34 protein-coding genes are annotated in these 20,931 nt (G+C 48.0%); 8 read left to right on the forward strand and 26 right to left on the reverse strand.

Features of this window, described 5'->3' with window-relative positions; genetic code table 11:
• Nucleotides 1–73: 73 nt before the first annotated feature.
• The 3 genes from MWL85_RS01670 to MWL85_RS01680 all read right to left on the reverse strand — a co-directional run bounded on the left by MWL85_RS01670 (nt 74) and on the right by MWL85_RS01680 (nt 1,279).
• Nucleotides 74–517, reverse strand: coding sequence for a hypothetical protein (locus tag MWL85_RS01670; RefSeq protein WP_244401151.1), 444 nt, complete (start codon nt 515–517; stop codon nt 74–76).
• 148 nt (nt 518–665) lie between these two features.
• The gene (locus MWL85_RS01675; RefSeq protein ID WP_244401153.1) at nt 666–989 is read right to left on the reverse strand and encodes an SH3 beta-barrel fold-containing protein; all 324 of its coding nucleotides are present in this window, start codon (nt 987–989) and stop codon (nt 666–668) included.
• Nucleotides 990–1,027: 38 nt separating this feature from the next.
• A complete protein-coding gene (locus tag MWL85_RS01680; protein WP_244401155.1) occupies nt 1,028–1,279 on the reverse strand; it encodes a glycosyltransferase family protein in 252 nt (83 codons plus the stop codon).
• Between the two features lie 208 nt (nt 1,280–1,487).
• On the opposite strand from MWL85_RS01680, the gene MWL85_RS01685 reads away from it, so the two are divergent.
• Complete coding sequence (locus MWL85_RS01685) at nt 1,488–1,802, forward strand: helix-turn-helix domain-containing protein (RefSeq protein ID WP_244401157.1); 315 nt, start codon at nt 1,488–1,490, stop codon at nt 1,800–1,802.
• 173 nt (nt 1,803–1,975) lie between these two features.
• Here the strand turns inward: MWL85_RS01685 and MWL85_RS01690 are convergent, their stop codons facing one another.
• Both MWL85_RS01690 and MWL85_RS01695 read right to left on the reverse strand, forming a co-directional pair.
• Nucleotides 1,976–2,374 (reverse strand): type II toxin-antitoxin system HicB family antitoxin, encoded by a 399-nt coding sequence (locus MWL85_RS01690; RefSeq protein ID WP_244401159.1) that lies wholly within the window; start codon nt 2,372–2,374, stop codon nt 1,976–1,978.
• 73 nt (nt 2,375–2,447) lie between these two features.
• Nucleotides 2,448–2,636, reverse strand: a complete 189-nt coding sequence (locus MWL85_RS01695; RefSeq protein WP_244401161.1) for a type II toxin-antitoxin system HicA family toxin — start codon at nt 2,634–2,636, stop codon at nt 2,448–2,450.
• Between the two features lie 97 nt (nt 2,637–2,733).
• Between MWL85_RS01695 and MWL85_RS01700 the strand changes: the two genes are divergently transcribed.
• Entirely contained in the window at nt 2,734–2,928 is a 195-nt protein-coding gene (locus MWL85_RS01700) for a hypothetical protein (RefSeq protein WP_244401163.1), read from the forward strand.
• A 17-nt stretch (nt 2,929–2,945) separates the two neighbouring features.
• Here the strand turns inward: MWL85_RS01700 and MWL85_RS01705 are convergent, their stop codons facing one another.
• The 18 genes from MWL85_RS01705 to bet all read right to left on the reverse strand — a co-directional run bounded on the left by MWL85_RS01705 (nt 2,946) and on the right by bet (nt 14,540).
• On the reverse strand, nt 2,946–3,338 hold the full coding sequence (locus MWL85_RS01705; protein ID WP_244401165.1) for a hypothetical protein: 393 nt from the start codon (nt 3,336–3,338) through the stop codon (nt 2,946–2,948).
• Nucleotides 3,331–4,731 (reverse strand): DEAD/DEAH box helicase, encoded by a 1,401-nt coding sequence (locus MWL85_RS01710; RefSeq protein ID WP_244401167.1) that lies wholly within the window; start codon nt 4,729–4,731, stop codon nt 3,331–3,333. The genes MWL85_RS01705 and MWL85_RS01710 overlap by 8 nt, the downstream gene beginning before the upstream one ends.
• Nucleotides 4,712–5,335 (reverse strand): DUF4406 domain-containing protein, encoded by a 624-nt coding sequence (locus MWL85_RS01715; protein ID WP_244401169.1) that lies wholly within the window; start codon nt 5,333–5,335, stop codon nt 4,712–4,714. The genes MWL85_RS01710 and MWL85_RS01715 overlap by 20 nt, the downstream gene beginning before the upstream one ends.
• A 328-nt stretch (nt 5,336–5,663) precedes the next feature.
• Complete coding sequence (locus MWL85_RS01720) at nt 5,664–8,138, reverse strand: virulence-associated E family protein (RefSeq protein ID WP_244401170.1); 2,475 nt, start codon at nt 8,136–8,138, stop codon at nt 5,664–5,666.
• Between the two features lie 48 nt (nt 8,139–8,186).
• Complete coding sequence (locus MWL85_RS01725) at nt 8,187–8,582, reverse strand: hypothetical protein (protein WP_244401172.1); 396 nt, start codon at nt 8,580–8,582, stop codon at nt 8,187–8,189.
• A gap of 4 nt (nt 8,583–8,586) precedes the next feature.
• Nucleotides 8,587–8,775: a hypothetical protein gene (locus MWL85_RS01730; protein WP_244401174.1), complete on the reverse strand. Its 189-nt coding sequence runs from the start codon at nt 8,773–8,775 to the stop codon at nt 8,587–8,589.
• A 177-nt stretch (nt 8,776–8,952) separates the two neighbouring features.
• Nucleotides 8,953–9,225 carry a hypothetical protein gene (locus tag MWL85_RS01735; protein ID WP_244401176.1) on the reverse strand — a complete coding sequence of 91 codons (273 nt, stop codon included), beginning with the start codon at nt 9,223–9,225 and terminating at the stop codon, nt 8,953–8,955.
• Between the two features lie 40 nt (nt 9,226–9,265).
• The gene (locus tag MWL85_RS01740) at nt 9,266–9,541 is read right to left on the reverse strand and encodes a hypothetical protein (RefSeq protein ID WP_244401178.1); all 276 of its coding nucleotides are present in this window, start codon (nt 9,539–9,541) and stop codon (nt 9,266–9,268) included.
• A complete protein-coding gene (locus tag MWL85_RS01745; RefSeq protein ID WP_244401180.1) occupies nt 9,538–10,149 on the reverse strand; it encodes a hypothetical protein in 612 nt (203 codons plus the stop codon). The genes MWL85_RS01740 and MWL85_RS01745 overlap by 4 nt, the downstream gene beginning before the upstream one ends.
• Nucleotides 10,150–10,157: 8 nt before the next feature.
• The gene (locus MWL85_RS01750; protein ID WP_244401182.1) at nt 10,158–10,364 is read right to left on the reverse strand and encodes a hypothetical protein; all 207 of its coding nucleotides are present in this window, start codon (nt 10,362–10,364) and stop codon (nt 10,158–10,160) included.
• Complete coding sequence (locus tag MWL85_RS01755) at nt 10,351–10,857, reverse strand: hypothetical protein (protein ID WP_244401184.1); 507 nt, start codon at nt 10,855–10,857, stop codon at nt 10,351–10,353. The genes MWL85_RS01750 and MWL85_RS01755 overlap by 14 nt, the downstream gene beginning before the upstream one ends.
• Nucleotides 10,844–11,146 (reverse strand): hypothetical protein, encoded by a 303-nt coding sequence (locus tag MWL85_RS01760; protein WP_244401186.1) that lies wholly within the window; start codon nt 11,144–11,146, stop codon nt 10,844–10,846. The genes MWL85_RS01755 and MWL85_RS01760 overlap by 14 nt, the downstream gene beginning before the upstream one ends.
• On the reverse strand, nt 11,133–11,519 hold the full coding sequence (locus tag MWL85_RS01765) for a hypothetical protein (protein WP_244401188.1): 387 nt from the start codon (nt 11,517–11,519) through the stop codon (nt 11,133–11,135). Before MWL85_RS01765 ends, MWL85_RS01760 begins: the two co-directional genes overlap by 14 nt.
• A 117-nt stretch (nt 11,520–11,636) precedes the next feature.
• Nucleotides 11,637–11,855 carry a hypothetical protein gene (locus tag MWL85_RS01770; protein ID WP_244401190.1) on the reverse strand — a complete coding sequence of 73 codons (219 nt, stop codon included), beginning with the start codon at nt 11,853–11,855 and terminating at the stop codon, nt 11,637–11,639.
• Between the two features lies 1 nt (nt 11,856).
• Nucleotides 11,857–12,303, reverse strand: coding sequence for a DUF3127 domain-containing protein (locus MWL85_RS01775; protein WP_244401192.1), 447 nt, complete (start codon nt 12,301–12,303; stop codon nt 11,857–11,859).
• Between the two features lie 14 nt (nt 12,304–12,317).
• Nucleotides 12,318–12,716, reverse strand: coding sequence for an ssDNA-binding protein (locus tag MWL85_RS01780; RefSeq protein ID WP_244401193.1), 399 nt, complete (start codon nt 12,714–12,716; stop codon nt 12,318–12,320).
• Complete coding sequence (locus MWL85_RS01785) at nt 12,713–13,636, reverse strand: YqaJ viral recombinase family nuclease (protein WP_244401194.1); 924 nt, start codon at nt 13,634–13,636, stop codon at nt 12,713–12,715. Before MWL85_RS01785 ends, MWL85_RS01780 begins: the two co-directional genes overlap by 4 nt.
• 136 nt (nt 13,637–13,772) lie before the next feature.
• A complete protein-coding gene (gene bet, locus MWL85_RS01790) occupies nt 13,773–14,540 on the reverse strand; it encodes a phage recombination protein Bet (protein WP_244401195.1) in 768 nt (255 codons plus the stop codon).
• Nucleotides 14,541–14,717: 177 nt separating this feature from the next.
• Between bet and MWL85_RS01795 the strand changes: the two genes are divergently transcribed.
• The gene (locus MWL85_RS01795) at nt 14,718–15,074 is read left to right on the forward strand and encodes a hypothetical protein (protein ID WP_244401196.1); all 357 of its coding nucleotides are present in this window, start codon (nt 14,718–14,720) and stop codon (nt 15,072–15,074) included.
• Between the two features lie 116 nt (nt 15,075–15,190).
• Here MWL85_RS01795 and MWL85_RS01800 read toward each other — a convergent pair whose 3' ends face one another.
• Genes MWL85_RS01800 through MWL85_RS01810 form a run of 3 tightly spaced genes read right to left on the reverse strand, consistent with a single transcriptional unit; the run spans nt 15,191 to nt 16,045 of the window.
• Complete coding sequence (locus MWL85_RS01800) at nt 15,191–15,469, reverse strand: DUF3853 family protein (protein WP_070707820.1); 279 nt, start codon at nt 15,467–15,469, stop codon at nt 15,191–15,193.
• Nucleotides 15,447–15,635, reverse strand: coding sequence for a hypothetical protein (locus MWL85_RS01805; RefSeq protein WP_244401197.1), 189 nt, complete (start codon nt 15,633–15,635; stop codon nt 15,447–15,449). The genes MWL85_RS01800 and MWL85_RS01805 overlap by 23 nt, the downstream gene beginning before the upstream one ends.
• A complete protein-coding gene (locus MWL85_RS01810) occupies nt 15,623–16,045 on the reverse strand; it encodes a hypothetical protein (RefSeq protein WP_244401198.1) in 423 nt (140 codons plus the stop codon). The genes MWL85_RS01805 and MWL85_RS01810 overlap by 13 nt, the downstream gene beginning before the upstream one ends.
• Nucleotides 16,046–16,416: 371 nt before the next feature.
• Between MWL85_RS01810 and MWL85_RS01815 the strand changes: the two genes are divergently transcribed.
• The 5 genes from MWL85_RS01815 (at nt 16,417) to MWL85_RS01835 (ending at nt 20,822) form a co-directional block, all read left to right on the forward strand.
• Nucleotides 16,417–17,373: a S24 family peptidase gene (locus MWL85_RS01815; protein WP_244401199.1), complete on the forward strand. Its 957-nt coding sequence runs from the start codon at nt 16,417–16,419 to the stop codon at nt 17,371–17,373.
• Between the two features lie 20 nt (nt 17,374–17,393).
• Nucleotides 17,394–17,987: a hypothetical protein gene (locus MWL85_RS01820; RefSeq protein ID WP_244401200.1), complete on the forward strand. Its 594-nt coding sequence runs from the start codon at nt 17,394–17,396 to the stop codon at nt 17,985–17,987.
• Nucleotides 17,988–18,085: 98 nt separating this feature from the next.
• Complete coding sequence (locus MWL85_RS01825; protein WP_244401201.1) at nt 18,086–18,457, forward strand: hypothetical protein; 372 nt, start codon at nt 18,086–18,088, stop codon at nt 18,455–18,457.
• A complete protein-coding gene (locus MWL85_RS01830) occupies nt 18,454–19,539 on the forward strand; it encodes a DUF6575 domain-containing protein (RefSeq protein ID WP_244401202.1) in 1,086 nt (361 codons plus the stop codon). The genes MWL85_RS01825 and MWL85_RS01830 overlap by 4 nt, the downstream gene beginning before the upstream one ends.
• Nucleotides 19,540–19,577: 38 nt before the next feature.
• Nucleotides 19,578–20,822, forward strand: a complete 1,245-nt coding sequence (locus MWL85_RS01835; protein ID WP_244401203.1) for a site-specific integrase — start codon at nt 19,578–19,580, stop codon at nt 20,820–20,822.
• The last annotated feature ends 109 nt before the right edge of the window (nt 20,823–20,931 follow it).

Genomic DNA, 20,931 nt, shown 5'->3' on the forward strand with positions numbered 1-20,931 from the left:
ATTTATGGTGTGTTGGCAGCTCGCTCTATAAAAATAGATGGGCGGGCTACCAACACACCACCCACCTACTATATCAGTCTACTAGCCCGCTATGGTTTAGTATCTTTTCAATACCGATATAAAAGAACATTGGCACCTCATCTTCTGGCATATCCTTGCACTCTTCTAGCTTTTCGTCTAGGTCGTGAAAATCATACTCGTCTTGAAGCCATGCAATATCCTCTGGTATTAGCGAGGCAATTCCGATATCGTCGATTGATACGTCTAGTGTCCAATCTGCACCCGTGCTGTAGAAGTGTACTGCGGGCGTTGACTTAATAGGGTTTTGCCAATCTTCGTCGCGGGTGATTTCTTGATTAGCGTCGGCAATCTTCTTATCAATAAAAATAGACTCATAGTGTGGGGAGTACTCTCGAATCTCTACCCGTTTCGTGCCGTTTAGGATCTCGAGTGCATTCTCTTTCGTCATTACTAATGCATACGCATCATAATCGTTGCCGTTGTACTTGATTTTCATACTTATTGCTTTATTGGATTATATCTACCCCGCTGTCGCACTACAAATGTAGGTAACAAATAGCGACGCGGGATAGCTCTTTTTGGTTTTGAATATAAACTATGTTACTTAGTTTGGATTTGTACTATCAAATGTAGTCTTTTAATCTCTAAATAGCAAGGTTTATCAGCTTGAAACTTCTGAACGCTTGCTTTTCTGTGTCCCAGTAGGTCTGTAGGTGCTCATAGTGCTTACGCTCGCCGCCCTTTACCTCGCTGATGAGGTCACTTCTGAGGGTGCCAAAGGCCTGCCTCTGCGTGCCGTCGGACTTGGTGAACCAAAACTCTACCACCCCCGATAGCATCTGTGCTCTTAGCTTGAACCACGCCCACGCCCTTTTAAGTGCGTCGCTGAAGGTTGTACCGTATGTTCTGAAAAGGTACCACGCCTTGCTCATTACCTCGCTCAGGCGAATTCTGTTTGTCTTGCTCATAGTCTTTTAATCTCGTTTGTGTGATTAGTAAATACTCTCTATCTATTCTCTAGTCTTTTGATCTGTCGTCTTAGTAGCTGTATTTGGCCTGTTAGTGAAGCAACCTTTTCTTCATCTTTTATGCTCTTATAAAACTGAAGAGACTCGATAGCTTCATTTAGACTGCTCTTTTTTCTTGCTATCAATGATTTGATGTTGTTTTCGTCGTGCCTCTCTATAGCCTCTGTAATGTGGTCGCCCTTTCTTACAAAGTAGCCGTAGCTCTCTATCCTGTTGCTCATCACTTTCATCTCGTTCGTTGCTCGTGTTTAAGTGTTAGCCCTTCACTGTAATGTTATCGCCTTGTCTTATCTTTGTATGACAAAGGTACATATAATATTGTACCTATACAATGTAAAAGTACATTATTAGCAAACTTTAACACACCTTAAGTACTCAATGTTTTGTACCTTTATATATATGTGGTACTTTTGCAGTAGACAAAGACATTAAGGAACTATGAGGATAAAAGAAGTACTCAAGGAAAAGGGTTTTACCTACAAGATGCTGGCTGATGAGATGGACGTAACTGAGCAGGCTATAAAGAATATGCTCAATTCTCCATCTATCACGACAAACACAGTTGAGAGGATCGCCAGAGCAGTTAATGTGAACGAATGGGAACTATTCGCCACTCGTGATGAGGTGATAGGCGAGGAGCTGACGGCACTCATCTACCATAAGGGAGCACACTACAGAGCCACCACGCTGAAGGAGCTTCGAGGTATTGTGGAAGAGCTGGAGCGGGCAACGGCTGAGGAGACAGGAGCGTAGCCCCTTTGGAGACTTGGTATAAACAAATGCGGAGGCCCGATGTCCCTTAGTTGGGATATAGGGTCTCCGTCTTGACTATAAAACAAAATGATTTTTCGGAGGGTGCCGTGTCAATAAAATTGCAAGCAACACCTATTGGCACCCTCCTTGAGTAACCCGATAGGGGTAAGAACTTATACGGTCAGTGGAGTAGATAGGAGCTCGTTGGCAAACTTGTTCACTGCTTGCTGTAGCTTATCTACTTGTGCTTTGCTTGGCTTTTTCTGCTCGCTCTTGTATGCGGAGAGTAGGCTTGGGTTGATGCCCGAGAGAGTGGCAAGACCGGATTGGGAGACAATCCCCTCGAACTTGCTTAGAAAAGCAGGCACGGAGAATGCCCAATCCACTTCATATCCTTGCTTTAGTATCAGCGGAGCCTCGTCCATTGCTTTGACCTCTTCAATCACTTCCAGCATCTCCTTCTTAAGCTCATCTATCGTTTCTCCCTGAGCCGTTAAGAGGATATCAGGAACATCATTAGAATAGGCACTGTAGCCACTCTCCTCAAAGTTAATGGTAACTCTAATCTTCATCACTATTCACAAACCAATTGATATAAACTCTAATCTTTAGTAGGCAAGGGGACGCAACCCCTTACCCCTAAAGTTACTCTTCGATTCCAGCTTGCTTTAGAATCTCTTTTAGTAGAAAAGGCTTTACTTCGCTTGATAGGTTGTGTCCAGGTACAATGACCATTTTTCCACCTTTCTTTAGCTTCGTATGACTGCCCTTTCCGCCTCTGACTATTTGCCAGCCATTGCTTTCAAGTAACTTCAGCACGTCTCTTTTTCTCATAGGAAACGGACTAAAGATTATTTGCCTCACTATTGAGACACCACAAAGGTATATAAAATATATCTATTAAGCAAATAAATATACACCTTTTTGTACTATGTCGGTTACTCTGAGGCTACTTCGGTTGAAACTTCGGGCAGGAGTGACGGCAGGTAAGTATGTAGTGGGAGGCGTTGTCAATGTGCGGGCAGAGGCACATGGTCATTTCGCCTGTAGCTTGGGAGGGTCGGCGGTGTCCATAGGAGTGCCGGCACTCACCGCATCGGTGGATAGGCTGCTTCTGACTTCCTAGGGTGCTTCTTCGTCTGTTCATCTCGCTTTGTCTTTTAATATCTCTAGGGCTGTTTCATCTACTTTCTCTCGGAAGGGGTGGATCAGCTGATACCGCACGCGCACTTCTCCTGTGAGGTTGCTGGTGTAGCTGTAGTTGATCCGGAGCGCCTGGGAGAGTTCTCGGGTGATGCCTCGCTTCACTCTCTTAGTGGCTAGGAGGCTCTCGGGGCTGTAGAGGCGAAGGACTACGGCGATGCAGACCTCTTTCTCCTCAAATGGCTGGTGCCCTGTGAGTCGCACTTGGTGGCAAATAGATTTGATTTGTCGGAGGTCGGTGAGCGGTGGGGCTAGGAGCCGTCCTAGCTCTCTATTAAGCTCGCTCTCTAGCCTCTTCAGCTCTTTGTACTTAATGATTAGTTTTTCACACATTAGGGGTCTTGGCTTTTGCTCCCGTTTGTATCTCTGCTTTTATGGCCTCCATAAGGGCGTTCTGCCCTTGCTCTTTGCTCTGGAGTGCTTTAACTACTCGCTCGTCTAGTGTGCCGGTGGCGACCATGTGGTAGATAGTCACCCGCTCCCGCTGCCCTTGGCGGGCAAGGCGTGCGTTCATCTGCTGGTAGAGCTCCAAGCTCCAAGTAAGGGTGTACCAAATGATGATGTGCCCTCCGCTCTGTAGGTTGAGGCCGTGCCCCATGCTAGCGGGGTGGCCGAGGAGGATGGGCACTTCGCCTCTATTCCATGCGTCGAATACGCCCGGCTCATCTATGGTGCGTGCCTTGGGAAAGGTTGTACGCAGTCGCTCTAGCTCGTGGCGGAACTCATAGACGATGATAACGGGGGTGTGTATCTCCTCCATCATCTCTTTGAGCCTCTCTAGTTTGGCGGCGTTGGTCTCTCGGTAGCTCTGTCCGTCTTCTGTGTAGAGGGCTCCGCCGGTCCACTGTCGGAGTTTGCCACTGAGAACGGCTGCGTTGCTGGCGGTGATGAGCTCCTGCCCTTCGTCTGTCTCTAGCTCTAGCACCTGCTCTCGCTGGAACTGCCGGTAGGCGGTGAGCTCGCTAGGGTCTAGGGCTACCTGAATATCGGTATACCGCACAGGTGGAAGGGTGAGGTAGTCTTCGCTTTTCATACTGACGCAGATGTCTCCAATGGCGGTGTAAATGGCTTGCTCTGCACCTGGTTGGAGCCCCCACTTGTAGACGATGTGGCCGTTGCTCCAAAGGGGATAGAAGTATTTCTGCCGGAAGTGGGTGATGTAACGGCCGAGTCGTGCTCCGCTATCGAGGAGGTAGATTTGGCTCCAAAGGTCTTCTAGGGAGTTGGGGGCGGGGGTGCCTGTGAGCCCGACTACTCTGATGTGTGGGTAGGTGCCGAGGTAGACTTTGAGGGCTTTGAACCGCTTGGTGCTGTGGCTCTTGAAGGCGGAGTATTCGTCGATGACTATCATGTCGAAGAATGGTGTCCGCCCGAGGATCTCTAGTAGCCAAGGGAGGTTGTCGACGTTGATGATGTAGATGTCGGCGGGGGTGAGGAGGGCGGTCTCTCTCTGCTTCTTACTGCCTAGCACCTTACTGAAGCGGAGGGTGCGGAGGTGGTCCCACTTCTCTGCCTCGCTGTCCCAAGTGTGGAGGGCGACTCGCTTGGGGGCGACGATGATGGTACGGCGGAGGGTGCCTCTGTACATCAGTGTGGCGATGGCGGTGAGGGTGCTGACGGTCTTACCGAGTCCCATCTCTAGGAACACGCCACAACGTGGGGTGCTGAGTATATGTTGTACTGCTTTCTTTTGGTAGCTGTGGAGGTTACTTTCGGTTAGTCTCATGGGCGTGAGCGTGGAGCTCGTCTAATCCCATGAGTATGCGGAGCCCGAGACGCTCTGCAAAAATCTTTTCTATCTGGCACCCGGGAGAGTGCTCCCACCCTGGTAGCATCAACACGGCATCGCAGGTGCTGAGTATCTCTAGGTCGCGGAGCATGTGCACCGCCCAGGGGGTATTGATGGGGAGGTCGTTGTCGAGGGGGGATACGGGGAGGAAACAGGAAAGCGCTCTCACCTGCGTCTCTGCGGTGCGGAACTGTGAGAATACCTCTCGGTAGTCCCGACCACTAATAGGGGCGGAGATGTAAATTTTGAGCTGTTTTCGGGGCTGTCTTGCAAAGTTAAGCACCTCCTCCAGGCTCTCTTCGCTATCCACCACAAAGACGGGGGAGCCGATGGCTTTTAATTCTGCCTTCCGGATCTCTTGAAGTTTGCGGAGCTTCTCCCCGGGTGTCTTAACTTCCACCCAAAAGACGTTGCCTCCCTTTGTGATGCAAAGGCGGTCGGGGTATCCCGCCTTGAAGGGGTTGGTATATTTCTCACACCACACGCCAAGTGAGTGGAGACCTTCGGTCAATTTCTTTTCTAAATACTTTTCGTTTATCATATCTTGCTTATAAATTTAACATTTCGTTCGCTACTTTGGGGGTAGATGAGTTCAGTGAGTGCAGAGAATTGCCAACTCCTACAGAAACCCTATTCTACATACCCATTTACTATATTTTCTATGTAAAACACCCTTTTTATGTTTTTCTACTATTCTCTGAACTCACTGAACTCAATTAGTAGAGTTAGTAGTTATATAGAGGGGAGTAGAGTGAGTGCAGAGGGAAAATTCTCTGAACTCATCTGAACTCACTGAACTCAAAAGTGAGTGCAGAAAAACCCAAGTGAGTGCAGAGTGAGTGCAGAGAAATAGGGGTCTGAACTCACTTTTATCTCCTTCTTGTGAATACTTTTTGCTGTCCATATCCTCCGCTTAATCTTTTTCTATCTCCTGTCGCCTCCCAGCCATCTAGCTTCTTGAGGAGGTCATTAGCGATACGGCTTTGTCGGTTGCCCTTGCCGTTATCCATCCCGAAGAACTCATTCACCACCTCCACGGCCGAGACCTCATTGCGCTTCTCCGTGCCGATGCTCTTAAAACCAAGGGAGGGGTCACGTATGTAGGCCACGCCACGCTTCTGAGCTTCAAAGTAGGCTCGCCGCTCCTCCATTTCAAAGGTGTGCCAGTCAATAGGGAGAAGAAGATCAAGGAACGCCTCAAGGGCGCCGATTTGGTCATTATCAGAGTCGAACTCCTTCTGTAGCTCCACGAGCTCACGGCTCTCATTACGGTCGAGGTATAGGGGCGTCTTTCCCTCCTTGTAGAGATGATACGCCTCCGCCCATACTTGTGCTACATCTTCGTCCGTGAGGTCGAACACACTCTTTTCAGGCGTGCCACACTTCAGTATCCAGAAACGGCGGTTACCCGAGCTATCACGGAGGAACTCATCATCATTCGTAGTGGCGAAGAAGACGCACGTCCGCTTCACCGCCACCTTCTCACGGGCGTAGGCAGGTCGGAACTCGTCACTCTGCTTAGAGACGAAGCTCTTGATCGTGTTCATATCCGCCTTATAGAAGCCCTCTAGCTCAGGTATCTCCACAATCCAAGACCCCACAACCGCCTCTTGCATCTTATTACTCTTCGTATCCAGCGTAAAGGAGTCCATAAAGTACTTACCACCACCTGCGAGCCGCCTAAGGATAGAGCTTTTGCCAATCCCTTGGTCACCTACGATGACTATAATCTGATCGAACTTAACCCCAGGGTCAAACGCACGAGCCACGCACGCCACTAACGAGCGGCGGGATATCTTACGATTTAGTGGAGTATCTGACACCCCTAGGTACTTCATAAAAAGCGTATCCACACGGGGTACCCCATCCCACTTCTCACGGAGGATAAACTTACGTACTCCATTCTCACGGAACGCATCCTCCCTCACTACAGCGTCCAGCATCATCTGCAGGTCGTTTTTATTTTTGATCTTATACACCTTCTCAATATATAGAGCCACCTGAGCCGTATCGGCATCCGTCCAGAGGTCGCCCTCCTCCCGCTCCCACTCCAGCGGTCGCACGATCACCTTATCCCGCTTAAACTCATCATAGACTACCCGCCCTTTGATAAGGTTAGGGTCATTTCGGAGGATAGTATAGAAGTTGTGCAGGCTCTGCACCGTTGCCCCCTTCTCCGTTACCTCCAACTCATCTAGCCAGCTATCATCAACCGCTTCCGCTTCCACCTCCACGGTCTCCACCTCATCAGAGACCGCCTCCAGAGGCTCCCCCTCTCGAGCTGCTGCCAACTGGTACTTCAGATAGTCACGGCTCACCTCAGGGATACCGAGGGCATACTTCTGCATCGCTTGGTACGACGGCCTGCGGTCGATGCGTGTTGTCGGAGCCACGTCCTTATCTAGGTGCCCAAAGAGAGCGAGGCGGGTCAAGTCCCAAGAGTTAAGGAGCCGACCCCCGAGCGGATCCGTAGCGTGGTAAGAGTAGAAGAAATCCCCATCATCATAGACCGCCACCCCTCCAAACGAAGAGCCACTAGCATACGTAAAGCGATTGAGCCCCGCAGGGACGTATAGTCCCGATAACACCTCATTCAGCACGTGGTAGACATCAAACGTGCGACACCAAGAGCCGATGATATTCTTCTTCTCCCTAGGGCACTCCTGGCGAGCACCTGCCACCGCTTTTCGTTGCTTCGCACCACTCACGGCACCCACGCCCGGCTTATCCCGAGTAGGCCATTCCGATAGGTCCGTCCAGTCCTTATACTGCTTTAGCATAAAGTCCACGTCCAGCGGCTCCCCGTCCTGAGCGTGGTAGAGAATAGGGGCATCCTTAGGGGCCGACGCCCAGTACATCAATCGCACCGGCTCGCAAGAGGTCATATCCACCTCATCTAGTCCGATACCCTCCGCCATCTTATGAGCCACCGCAGAGTACTCCAGTGGTTCGCACGACCTAGAGAGAGGGACAATCACACGGTAGCGAGGCTTCTCCGTTGTATGCGAGTGTGTAGAGTGTACGATCATCGCCAGCCGAGGGTTCGGCTTCTCAGGGAGGGCAGTCGCCTCATCCACATCTATTGTCAAGAGTGTGCGGCACTCCAGATTATCATTCTTCCGATTACCGTCCGCCTTCAGCACACCCCCGACGAAGCCCCCGACATCCTTCACATTGCCACGCTCCTCACGTGTCATCGCCTGATACTCCTCCAGCGTCTCCTTAGTTCGTACCGGCTTACACTTTTCCTTTAGATTCCCCCACGAGATAACCGTATTATGCCAGTTCGTATCCCTTCGGGAACTTGCCACGGCTATCCTTATCTTCGCTTCATCATTAATCACTTCGTTTCATAGTCTAATCACATTAGCACCCCTCCACCACGTAGTAGGTTATTTATTATTCAGAGCATACAGCTCATTCGCGCACTCCTCCACCGCCTTACATTCCTCATCAGACAAAAAGAAGCTATTCCACTCCACAGCCCTCCAAGATCCTGACAAACTCGTAAGGTCAAAGGCTACCACCTCCCCAGCGTTGGAGGCACCTATTTCAATGTAGTCGATTTCGAAACCGCCCCCTTTGGAGAACGAGGCACATACCTCCCAAGCGAGATTGTCGTAGATGTGGAACCGCATCGCACTCCCGTCCTTAAAACGCCAAGACACCTTCACGAGCTCCCCTGCAATCTCCTCTATTAGCCTATCCGTCTGCTTGCCTCCAAACACCTCCTCGAGGGTTGCCACCCCCGAGGCGATAGCGTCGTAGTTAATCTTGTACCGTTTCATCTCATCACGCTCTCACCACTTTTGTTATTTTGTAGCTCCCCACCACCTCTGGGTCTGACATCTCCAAACGCTCCTTAACTGTTCGCCTAGCTTCGTTCGGTCCAGGTGCTTCAATCCTGTAGGAGCGTATCATTTTCCTACCCCTCACCGTGGCCATTACCTCCACGTTATACCATCTCCGCATTATTGCCATATCTTATCTATCTAAAAAGGTCGCCACCGCTGTCGCGTAAGTGAAACTGTGAGAAAAAAGTTTGATTATTATTTTGTTCTTACTTTTTGCGACACTTCCCACCGCTGTGGCAAAGTTGCGGTGGCGACCTCTGTGTTTGTTAATACCCTGCCAAATAGCCCTCCATATCTTTTTACTTTACTTCTCTTTTTCTTCTATATACTCCCTGATCCCTTTCTCCATCTCCATTAGATCGCCGTAATACTTCACCACCTGTTCGTGGAGGGCATCACCCTTGTGATAACGGTAGATCACCCTTGGTAGTTTTGGTCCACCACTTAGGGAAATCGTTATGAATAGCTCCTCCTTCCCGTTTGCTGACAACCTCTCGCCAAATATTGAAGTGCCAACCTCGTCAGCCTCCACCCATATAGCGTTCCGCCAGTTCGTAAATCTGAATTTCTCTTCCATTGTCTTATACCTTTATTTTTATGATTATCTAAATCATCTTTTAGAACTCCTCCCGCCGCTCATCTACATACTTCTCGCAGTCTGCATCGGAGAGATAATCAAGGGCTTCATTCAAACTCTCAAAGACCCTTGGCTCTTTTACATAGAAGTCCTCCAAATCGGTCACCATTGCACGGAATCGGTTTTTCCATTCAAATCTTATGTACAGATAAAACATTAACCGCATTCCATAGTCATTAGCCCAATCTCTTTTTGCTTCATACTCAGCAGTTACTTCACCGAGTGCAGCTTTCCAATTCTCCCACTTAGTTTTCATTCTTTACCTCCTTTCTCCACCAACTCAAACTCGTACACAAAGACGTATGGGTTTCTTTCCCAAGTACCTTTCCCGCTCGCTTTTTCAATCATCGCTTTAAATGCAGTTATTGGTGTGCGATAGAAGTTCCCATCGAATAGTGGAAGTCGGTAGTATAGGTTGTGTGTTTTCTCGACGCCCTCCTTGAAGCAATCATCAATGCTTATGTTTTGTAACCTATCAACCTCCACCCTTGTAATCTTAATTTTGTGTGGCATCAAGTCGGCACGAACGAACATTTTGTTGTCAAGCCCAGCTCCATAGCCGTTCAGCTCTAGGTGATTAAAGACCTTTTCGGCCAACTCCTGATCTTCTCCTTTAATGACGGTTGCATAGCTTTGTGCTATTGCAACGACCTCTCCCACCTTGTAAAGTGAGTTATGCCGAAAAATCCGATAAGCATCTCTAGGGTTATCTATCCCAAGACCGCTATAGGCACCTTTCCACAATAGTCCCTTATCTTCATCATAGACAGGTTGTGGATTGACTATTCTTCTCGTCATCGTCTTTTTGCCCTTTAAGACCGCTTCCGTCAAGCCCATCTTATCACTAAACATTATTTTCTTCATACACGTAGTCACTTCTCTTCTACCAATTCCACCTCGTCCAACTCCTTATACACGAACTCGCCTCCATTTTCGTCTAGGTACAGTTCTGCTTTCGTTGGCTCATCTAACAAATTCCAAATAATACCCGTCACGATAAATTCAAAGCCGGTCTTCTTCTCCCGCTCCTTGTCGCCTATCCGTAGGTCGGTCACCTTTAGTTGCTTACTCTCTTTCACGACTCTCTTGTTTTTTTAGGTATCTATTTACTTGATATTCATAAACGGCCAGTTTTTCCCCCTCTAGGTCGTAGAAAAGGTTCTGTATGTGGTGCAGGCTTTTTACCACAGTGAGTAAGCTACCTGTTCCAGCACTTAACCACCACTTGCCTCGCTCCTCGTCATCTTCAACCAAACTCCAATTCGCAGTACCAAAAACACCTGGTAATACCTCACGTGGTATCTCATACTCTGTCGGCTTATAGTCGCACTCTGCTTTTTGAAAAACATCGGAAAGGGCATCTTCTAGCAGTCCTTCTGTAAGTGGTATTGGTCGTATATCTTCATCTTTAACAAACGATGTATAACCAGTTATAATGTCACCGATTTCAATAACGACACCATTTTCTCCTAGACCTCCGCACGTAGACACAACCTTGCCCAAACTGCCTGATTTTGCGCTTACCACATAGTTACCCACACGAAACTCTTCTACCCTGTTACTCTTTTTCATCTTCACCTCCTTTCTCCAAAATTCCAATTCGGTCCGGGGTTGTGTAGAATAGAGTAAAAACACCATTCACACCGACTGCAATCTTAAAAAGTCCGTCATCGTAAAGCTCAATGCTTTTCACCACTCCCTCTCTAGTGTCTAGCCCAAACATCACGATGCGGTCTCCAACTTCCACCTCCTCCGGCTTCTTGTCTACCCTCTTCTCGTATGTTGACTTCGTTGTGTAAATGCCTCCAAAGCCGTTCGTCACCATCCGCTCTATGTACCAATCCGATTTATTCCTTTCCATTTTTCATCTCCTTTCTAGTCACTGCTAATAGTGTCATACACACAATGTTCATCGCAAAGCTTGCCGCCACGAGGTAATCTCCGCACCCTGCGCTAAAGCCCATCATCACTAGACAAATCACAAGCCCCACACAAAGCGCCCAGTCTAAGAAAGCGTCTGGCCTATTTCTATTCATCTCCATTTCATCAGTCAAAAAATCTTTTACTATCTCAATAAGTTCACAATTCAGAGCTCTAGGAGACTTTCCGTCCCAGAACGAAACCGAGCGCCAACCAAAGTCAACGCCATCAACCTCAAATACCATTTGCGATTCCAGCTCTCTAACCTTAATGCCCTTATACCACTTAGTGGTGTCAAATTCTTCTCTAGTCATATTCACTATGAAAAAGTGGGGTGGTGTCCCGCTGGCACTGCATTCGTTGCCTGCTTAAAACCGACGCACCAGCACTCCTCACCGCTGTGAGCGAGCTAGACACCACCCCAGGGTTAACTACTTCATCTTTTCCTTCATCTCCGCCAGCTTGCTCTTACCACGCTTATTCAGCCTACCGAGCAACTGAAGGGCGTTGAGGAGCTGAAACTCCGTGACCCCAGCTTCCTCCCAAAGCTTATCCAGTAGCTCAGAGTAGGGCATCTTGAAGCGGTGCTCCTCATAGACCTCTAGGCCGACGCACATATTCTGAATGACCTTACGCTTCTTCATTGCCATACTAGAAGGGCAGATCCTCGCCCCGCTTATTAAATGGAGCTTGTGGCGTCTGCGTTTGAGGCGTGGACTGCACCCCCTGCGGTGGCATCTGATACCCCTGCATTGGAGGTTGCTGGTAGCCTTGCATAGGCTGTGCGAAGCCACCCTGAGGAGGCATCTGCATACCCATACCTGCTTGCACGGGAGCCACTGCGATCGCATTCACATTGCTGTACCACTTCCCTTGATACTCACGGCTCTCCACAGAGATTTGCACCTGCACCGACTGCCCCACTTGGAGAGGTACGATACGGTTGTTAAACATATCAAAGGCGACATACTTAGGATACTGCTCTTGTGTCTGTAGAACCGCCGTCTGCTTCTTCCACTCCTTACCACTCGCCTTGCCTACGCCATTCTCTTCTGGGAGAACGTGGGTGATAACACCTTGTACAATCAAATTACTCATCTTAAAAACATTTATTAATTACTGAAACTTATACTCTCTAGTCTAAAGGTGACACTCGGAGCACCGCCCACATAAGCCCGAAGTGGCAGAAGCTTCATAGAAGCCACCGTGCCATTACGTGGAATACCCTCTATCTTCATCGGGTCGAGGTCGCTCGCTCTCTTAGCTGTAAAGTAGTAGCAACCCTTGTATAGGGTGTGCCCCTTCTCATCGCCGTCCTTCAGCAGGTCAGTATCGCCAAGCTTCGCCCCCATTGCCCAAACCGCATTAACTATCTGCTCCAATGTGCTGCAGTCGTCCTTTGGTACCAACACATCCAGCCGATAGTAGCTTTTTCGCTCTGTAGACCTCCGAACTGGCCTTAGAATGTGCAGGTAGTTGACCACTGCCCGTATCTCTATACTCTTCTTCACTTTAGTAGGAACCTCCTCGTTCCAGGCTTTTCAATGATATACCGCTTCGCTATCTCAGGGTGGTCCCTTTCAAACGCCTTGCGATCGAACGAACTGACACCATTGGAGCCCCGCCAAGTGGCTAGTAGCTCACCGTGAAACGTTAGCTCAGTAGCGTCACTCAGTGCCAGCTTAATCTCTTCCTCTAGCCTAGTCTTGCCCGCCTCAAGCTCTGCGATTTGGTCTTTCAGCATCTTGAGCCGTTGGCACGCCTGGTACGTACTCGTATTCGCCTCCACCTCCTTGCCCTTAGTACCGATGCCGTACTTCGCTAGGATATCATCACTATTAATGGGCTTAGGCTCTTGACGACCTTGAATATTTTCACGCCAAAAGCGTTCCGCAGACTCACGAAGGAAGTCGTAGAACTCAGGCACCAACTTGATGTGCTGATACCCAAACGTCCGTCCAGAGGAGAGCCACGCCAACGTACCCTCGTGAATGCCCGTCACACCCATATTCATTTGCAATTGGCAGAACCACCACTCTGGGAGGTTATCAGGGTCTACCGTCATCTGAGTAGTCTTAATCTCCACCACCTCAAGAGTGCCGTCCACTCTAGTAGCGTAACGGTCGGGAGACACCCTCAGGTGCGGTACCTCATCATCGTATACAATGAAGTCACCCACACTATCGGGGTCGATCATCGCCCCCGTTTCATCTGCATAAAGGGTGGCTACCGTATCCTCCATAAGGTGCCCCAACTTCATCGGCAGGGTCTCTTCTTTTGCGGGGTCCAGCCCCAGCTTTCTCCGCCAAAGTGAGTAGGGGGTTTCATAAGGGTTAAGCCCCACAATCGTAGCGATGTCACTCGCCCCAATCCCCTCTGTTCTGCTCTCAAGCCAATCCTCTCTATTATTGAATTTCTTAGTAACAATCATCTCTAAACTGCTCTATATTGGGAGCCAAAATAATCGGTATATAAAACGTTTCTGTTTGGTACCTAAAACATTTCCGTTTGATACGAGAAATAGAAATGTTTCATACACCGATTGTTTCAGCCCGTTATTGACTCACTTATTTTCTCTCTTTACTCTCTACTTTCACCGCCTCAGGCTCTGCCGTCGCTGTTGCCTCTTGGGGCACCTCTTCAGTACTCTCGGACTTCTCAGCGACACTCTTCGCCATTGCCTGCTTTGCCTTTTCCATTGCCGAAGTTGCCTGCGTTTGGCTGGTCGCCTCTACCTGAGTGGTTGGCACCTCGCTGTACTCTGCCACCTCTTCGGCCGTGTACATCGCCCCTAACTGAGTGGGGAACGCCTCACGAAGCGCTTGCACCTTGGCAATCTTGGCTATCATCGTGGACTTCTTTTCATTCCACACGCTTTGCTGTTTGTCGTACTCGTTGAGGTTGACCTTAGCCACTACAGGGTAATCTCTATCCGAGCGGTAGACCATCGCCCACCCACCTAGTAGCACATCGCCAGGAGCTTGAAAGCACCCCTCCACCTCTAGCACCTGCCAGGGCTGATCCTTTTGCCCCTGCCTACCGATGATAATACCCGAGCGTATGCCCTTGAAATTCTGATTTTCCTCTGCCCTCTTGAAATACGCCTCTTTAGAGGTTATCATCTGAGCGGGTTGCGTGCCATACTTCACGAGGTACGCCTCGTTTAGGAACGGATTTAGTTTGTTAAACTTGCATAGGCTAATAAATAGCATCACATCTTGCTCCGTCACCTTGCCATTACCTCGAGTGAGATATGTCGCCACCGTTGCGGGCGTTAGGGTGATTTCATTCCCACCTACTGAGTAGGTCGCTTTAATCTCTTTCGTCTGTACCATAATACTACTGTCTAATAAAAAGGAGTCCCGCCCGTTGGTGAGCTGTTGCATTGTTCAACTTGTATGCTTTTGTCACTAGCTTACCCACCCACACCTAGGGCGGTACTCTCATTGGTTATTTATATATTTGCATTGTCACTACTTACTTACTATCTGTTGCCCACTCTTATGGAAAGAATGAGATTAACACGCATTGAGCGTCTTGTACTTAGGGAGCTAAAGGACGGCGTCCCATTTGCCGACGTTTACAAACTTGCCTACCGTGCCACACGCTTGCGACGCTATGAGCCTGTGCATTATGCCTTCAGGCACCTCGCTGATCTTGATTTTATAGATGCTGCCTTTGCCACTGGCGGTAGACCGATCGACGCTCGCATTACCGACGCTGGGATAGCCTACCAAGAGGAGTATCCGCAAATGGAAAACCTAACGGACCCGCTCAGGAGCGAACGCTTCAACCGTAACATTGCCCTCGCCTCTCTCATCGTGAGTATCTTTGCTCTCGCTGTGAGTGCCATTTGTGGAGTTCTCTAGCTCGCTCCGCTTCGCCTCTTTCGCCTTATAGTCTTGTAGAAATTTATCGCTAGCTATTAGGATTTCGCCCATCAGGCGGCTCATCTCTCGCATATCGTCAATCAGTGCCATAGTATTTAGTTATTCCATTCATCGTTAAAGGCTTCAAACGCCTTATTAATATCGCAAATCATCGTGCGGCCATTCTTCTTTACCGCCCCACGGAGGTAGCCGTCGGCTACCATTTGGTCTAGCTTGTCAGTACCGATGCCTAGTGCCTCGGCAATCTTCTTCCGCCCGCTCACTATCTGCGAGCCACTGCCCCGAGTCGTCGCCCTGAGGGCTTTCGCCACTTCGCTAGCTACAATCGCCCTCAGGTCGTTCTCTCGCAAATCAATTAGCCTCTCGTTGTCCATATCGCTTATCAATTTTAATAGCTAGCAAAAACGCCACAAACGCCACCGCCTTAGTCGCCACCGCAATACCTGCATAGAGTACCAAACTCATATCTGCATCATCGCTTGGCATTGCTATAACCGCTACCACCCCCACACACACTAGTAGAATTTTTAACGCTTGCATAGCTTTATATCATCTTCTGAAATGTTAAAAACATCGCAAAGGTCAATCTCATATTCGTCGCTAATCGTGCTATAAAGCGTTAGGCGACTAATGGAGAGAGAGCTGTATATAGGAGTAACTTCGCAGTCGCTAGGTGTGTAATAATCGCCATAGCTGTAGACCGCCTCGTAGCTAATTGAGGCATCAAAGTCAATCCAAAAGTTACTACCCATTTCACAGTAGCTCAGAGACCCATTGCCGTCCCGCCCTATCTGCTCGCAGTTGTCAGCAACCGTACGAATGAATTCTGCCACCTCTTTAATCACTCGCTCTCTAGTAGTGGAGCACTTGATAGCCATTTCCAAAAAGTATCTTTTGAAATCTATCACGCTATCGCGGTCATACCAATTTAAGTCCAGTGCCGTTGTCATAGTCTTTCTCGTTTGTTCGTTTCGTCTACTTATCTCTAATTATATATATGAGTGCTTCGCCACTCACTGTTAAGTACTTTCTCTCTTGGTACTTTAGTCGAACCTTTACAAGGTTTGCGTTTACTGTCTCACGTCTCTCGATAGGGTACTGTATCTTCTGACCCACTCGCATTTTCTCGAAGGGTGTCACCCCTATTGTCTCTCTACTCACTTGCTTTCATTTCTATTCTCGTTTATTATGTTTACATTTGTAGTCATCTAGTTGGTACGATTGTGAGGCGTACCCCCTTAACTGCTACAAAGGTAAGAATATCTTACATACTAACAAAGAAAACCTTAGTATTTAACTATCATTAAATGTATTTAACAAGATGAACGCGATTGACATATTAGATAGGCTCCTTGATTATACGGGAGAGAACCGCTCTTCACTAGCGCGGAGGATAGGTGTAATTCCACAAAGGTTTCACGATATTGCAAATGGCAAGACAAAGGCATTCTCCTATGAGATTGCCGACAAGATTACCACCGCATTTCCTGAAGTTGATAAGAATTTCTTGCTCACTGGAGAGGGAAGTATGCTAGCAGGTGGAAGCAAGGTAGAAGTGAACGAGAAGAAGCTAAGAGCGTCGCAAGTAATCAACTACTTGATATATAAAGGCATAGCAAAGACGCAAAAGGAAATAGGAGATATGCTAGGATATGGAGAAAGCTACTTTTCCCAAATCATATCAGGTGCAAAACCACTGTCCGATGGGGTCTTGGTTAAACTTCTTACACTGGACAAAGGTAAAGAAATTAACCTAGGCTGGCTACTCACAGGTGAAGGGACTATGCTAGCAGGAGAAAGCAAGGTGGAAGCAAACGCGAGGAAGTTGGACCCAGAAGCACTCAACTGGATTACCGTGCCGGTAATACCTTATAGGGCTATGGCAGGCTCCACCGGTTGGTATGAAGACGTTTTCGCAGACGACTGGGGAGAGAAGCGAACAGTGATAGCACCGCTTGGAGCTAAAGCAAGCGACCACGCCATCTTCACCGTCACAGGAGACTCTATGGAGCCAACGCTGATAGAAGGAGATGAGATACTCGCAAAGCACGTCCCCTTTGACTGCTATAAGGAGAACCGACTAAGGATCTATAATTACAGCATCTGGATTATAGCTACCAAAAGCGAAGGAATACTCATTAAGAACATCACAGAGCACGACGTGGAGAACCATACCATCACCTGTCATTCTTTTAATGATAAGTACTCCGACTTTGTCCTTGACCTCTCCGAGGTAAAGGATATCTACCATATCGTCTCCCTCACCCGTAACTATTAACCAGTAAAAAAAATAAAGCTATGAATAGACTAGTACTTTCCCTGCTGGCTGTGCTTCTTCTTTTTTCGTGCACGCCAAAAGATACACACACAGAGTTCCTAGGGATCTCCCTCGGAGAGCCTGCAAAAGTGTTTATTGATAAGCTTGAGCAGAAGGACTTCACGCATTTAGATACAGATAGGGGAAGGCCATTCACACACCATATGCTAGTAGGCACATTCTCTGGGGTGGCGGGCTGTCTTGTTGACGTCATGGAGAACGATTATGGGAATATCGAGACGGTTGATGTTACATTCCCCTCCTCTCTCTCTTTTGAAGACGCAAAGGGTTTATACCAAGATATCAAAGAGAGCTTAGTAGAGAAGTATGGCAAAAGCAAAACCACTTCAAAGGAGCGTATCGACCCAGACTATGGTAGTTCAGAAACAGGAATAGAAACAGCTTTTCGATATGAAGATGCAGAGTACAGAACAACCGTAAGTCTGAAAAATGGAGGGTATATCTACCTGAGTATTGAATACTACGATTTCATGGGAGGCTTCTGTGTGGCGATATCATATACGGATAGCTTGTCAAACTATACATCAAAAGAAAAGATGAGCAACGATTTGTAATGACCTCGTAGATGCTTTCACCTTTACAATTGCTATCAAACCAACAGCATAAAACCAGATTTTAACACGATAATCAAATATAATTAGATATCTTTGCGATGAATTGGAGTGAGGAACTACCTGACAATTGTCCGCCATCAAATGCAGAGGCTCCTGACAATAACAAGGTCTACTATAGAATGGCAAGGAGCAACCCTCTCAGTGAAAGTGATTTTTACTCTCAGGCTAAAGTAGGGACAAGGCGTGCAATCCGAGGTGGTGATGACCCCTGTGTAATGAGAGGAGTCTCAATCTTTGACGATGTAGAGACTTTAGCAAATGCGCTTAGGCTCCCGAGGACAGGGAAGTACATTGTTGAATTTACACTTAACACGGAGGACGGCGTTGTCTTAGAGGGGAGAAATCACCATTGGACGTGGTGGAAGACTGACAAATTCTCAATATCAAGATGTACAATAGTAGAGCTATGACACCAATTACGATAGATACAGTTCTTGACTATTATGATGGAGTGCAGCTTTTTATCGGATCAGACCGATTTGGAGCCAGCTATATCTGCGTACTCGTCTTTGATGCTGAACTTGGATACGAAAGGTATCTGGGCGTGAGAGTAAGCAAGGAGAGGATAAACGAGCTAAGGCACAACACAAAGTCGCTACGATTTGCATTCACACACCCAGAGGACGGAGACTATTACTTTCTTGATTGTGAGGACGGCAATACGATACTTGCGGAGAGAGCACGCCCTGGTTTTATGCCATCCGATGAGATGCTACCTGCGGAGGCATATAGGTGTTATTTCCCAAGTAATGATGACTTAATTGTCTCCGAACAAAAACGTATAAAAGCTCCAGTCTTTACGATAGGTGTAGATGACGTTGTTGGCACGCATAGAGCACCGACGGATGTCGCCAGCATATTACTTGGCGCATCTGAAGCTCTTTTCAACGCAGTGACGAGGAATACTCAAAACAAACTGTATCTAATAGGAGCGTCTGCAGCCTCTTTGAATTTGCATATCTCTGTCGGGAAAGATATTGATATGTTTGGGCAGGTACCAGCAGAGACTGAAGTGGCTTTGCGAAGAATGAAAGAGTTATTGGAGAATAACGTACCAATGGATGAAATGCTCACAAATGAATATAATGCTGTAAAAAAGATTTACTCTGCACTTTGTGAGGAAGGACTGGCACTGAAATACAACTTCAAGATTAGCGAAGATGACAATAGAGACAACTCTGTATATATCCCTGCTGAAAAGATAAGAGAGTACTACAACGAGCTTGAGGAGACAGAGGAGGTAATAAATGTGGAGCTCGTGGAGCTGAGAGGCTCATTTGTGTCCTGCAATATAAAGACAGGGCGCTGGGAGATTGCACTTGATGACGGGAAGAGTGTAAAAGGATGTCAGAAGGACAATAAATCTATACTTGAGGGCGTTGTTATTAGCGACATAACGTATGACTTGGACTGCAAGAAGGAGACAAGGAGAACAAAGCTAGGAAGTGATGATATAGACTACTACATTGAGAATTTCAAAGCACTCCAGTGATAAATAAGGTCGCATTAATTGTATAGACATTGTCAGCTATGAAGTGGACCTGCTCAGTCAATCCCGATAAGCTCCCCGACGACACCGGCAGGTTGCGCTTCCGTGTCTCCTTCGGCCGAAGCAGGGTGGCATTCAACATAGGCATCCGAGTGGAGCTAGCGAAGTGGAACAGCGAAGCACAGAGGAGCAAGCCTAACGTTACCCACGGACGCAAGAAAGTACCTGCCAACTACATCAATAGGGAGATACAAAACTACATCGATACCGCCGAGCGGTTATTCCTGCAGCATGACACCGACAGAGAGACGCCCACCGCCGACAGCTTCAAAAAGGACTTTAACTCCGCCCTGCAACGCACCCCAGAGAGCAGTAGTACCCTCGCCTCCACCCTAGAGCGTTTTATTCGCCACCAAAGCACCCTGCAGCAGTGGGGAGATGCTACCATAAAGCGATTTGAAGCGGTCCAGAATAAGCTCACACTCTACGGAGCAAAGGATACAGAGCTATCCGAGGTTACCACCGCTTGGTTGGAGAGCTTCGTAGAGTGGCTCACCTACAGCCAAAAACTATCCAACTCCACCGTCAGAGACTACCTAAAGCGTATCAATTGGTTCCTTAACTGGGCAAGGGTACAAGGTGAGCGAGTGCCAAACGATTACCAAACCTTTGCTCCACGCCTCCGCATCATCAAGCCACCCGTGATTGCACTCACCTGGCAGGAGCTGATGACAATGTACCACGCAGAGATGCCAGCGGAGTATCTCGATAGAGTGCGAGACCTCTTTTGCCTATCCTCCTTCACCTCCCTAAGGTACTCCGACCTGCAAAACCTCAAGCCAGAGGATATCAAGGAGGACTACATCGACATCGTTACGAAAAAGACCTCCGAGCCCCTACGTATCGAGCTCAACACTTACAGCAGGGCGATAATAGAGAAATACGATAAGCACCTCCCACGGCTGAGCAATCAGAAATATAATAAGTACATCAAAGAGGTGGGACAGCTCTGCGGGATAGATGAACCGATAAAAAAGGTGGACTACATCGCAGGCAAGAGAGTGGAGACCACGCAACCAAAGTGGCGACTCCTCTCCACCCACGCGGCTAGGCGTACTTTCATCAGTAATGCCATAGAGAGGGGCGTACCCGTCCCAGTGGTGATGAAATGGAGTGGGCACGAGGACTACAAAGCAATGGAGCCATACATAACCATAACCGATAAGACGAAGCGAGAGATGATGGATATGTTCACCTCCCGCCACGAAAACGATAGCGAAATATGAAAAGTGGGACAGATTTCAAAAGTGGGACAAAAGGTGGGACGAATTACCCCATATCTAAACCCATTTACCCGACTTTGATACAGACAAAAACAAGCAAAAACCGCTCTAA

This window comes from Porphyromonas somerae (assembly GCF_022845615.1).
GTDB lineage: Bacteria > Bacteroidota > Bacteroidia > Bacteroidales > Porphyromonadaceae > Porphyromonas_A > Porphyromonas_A somerae.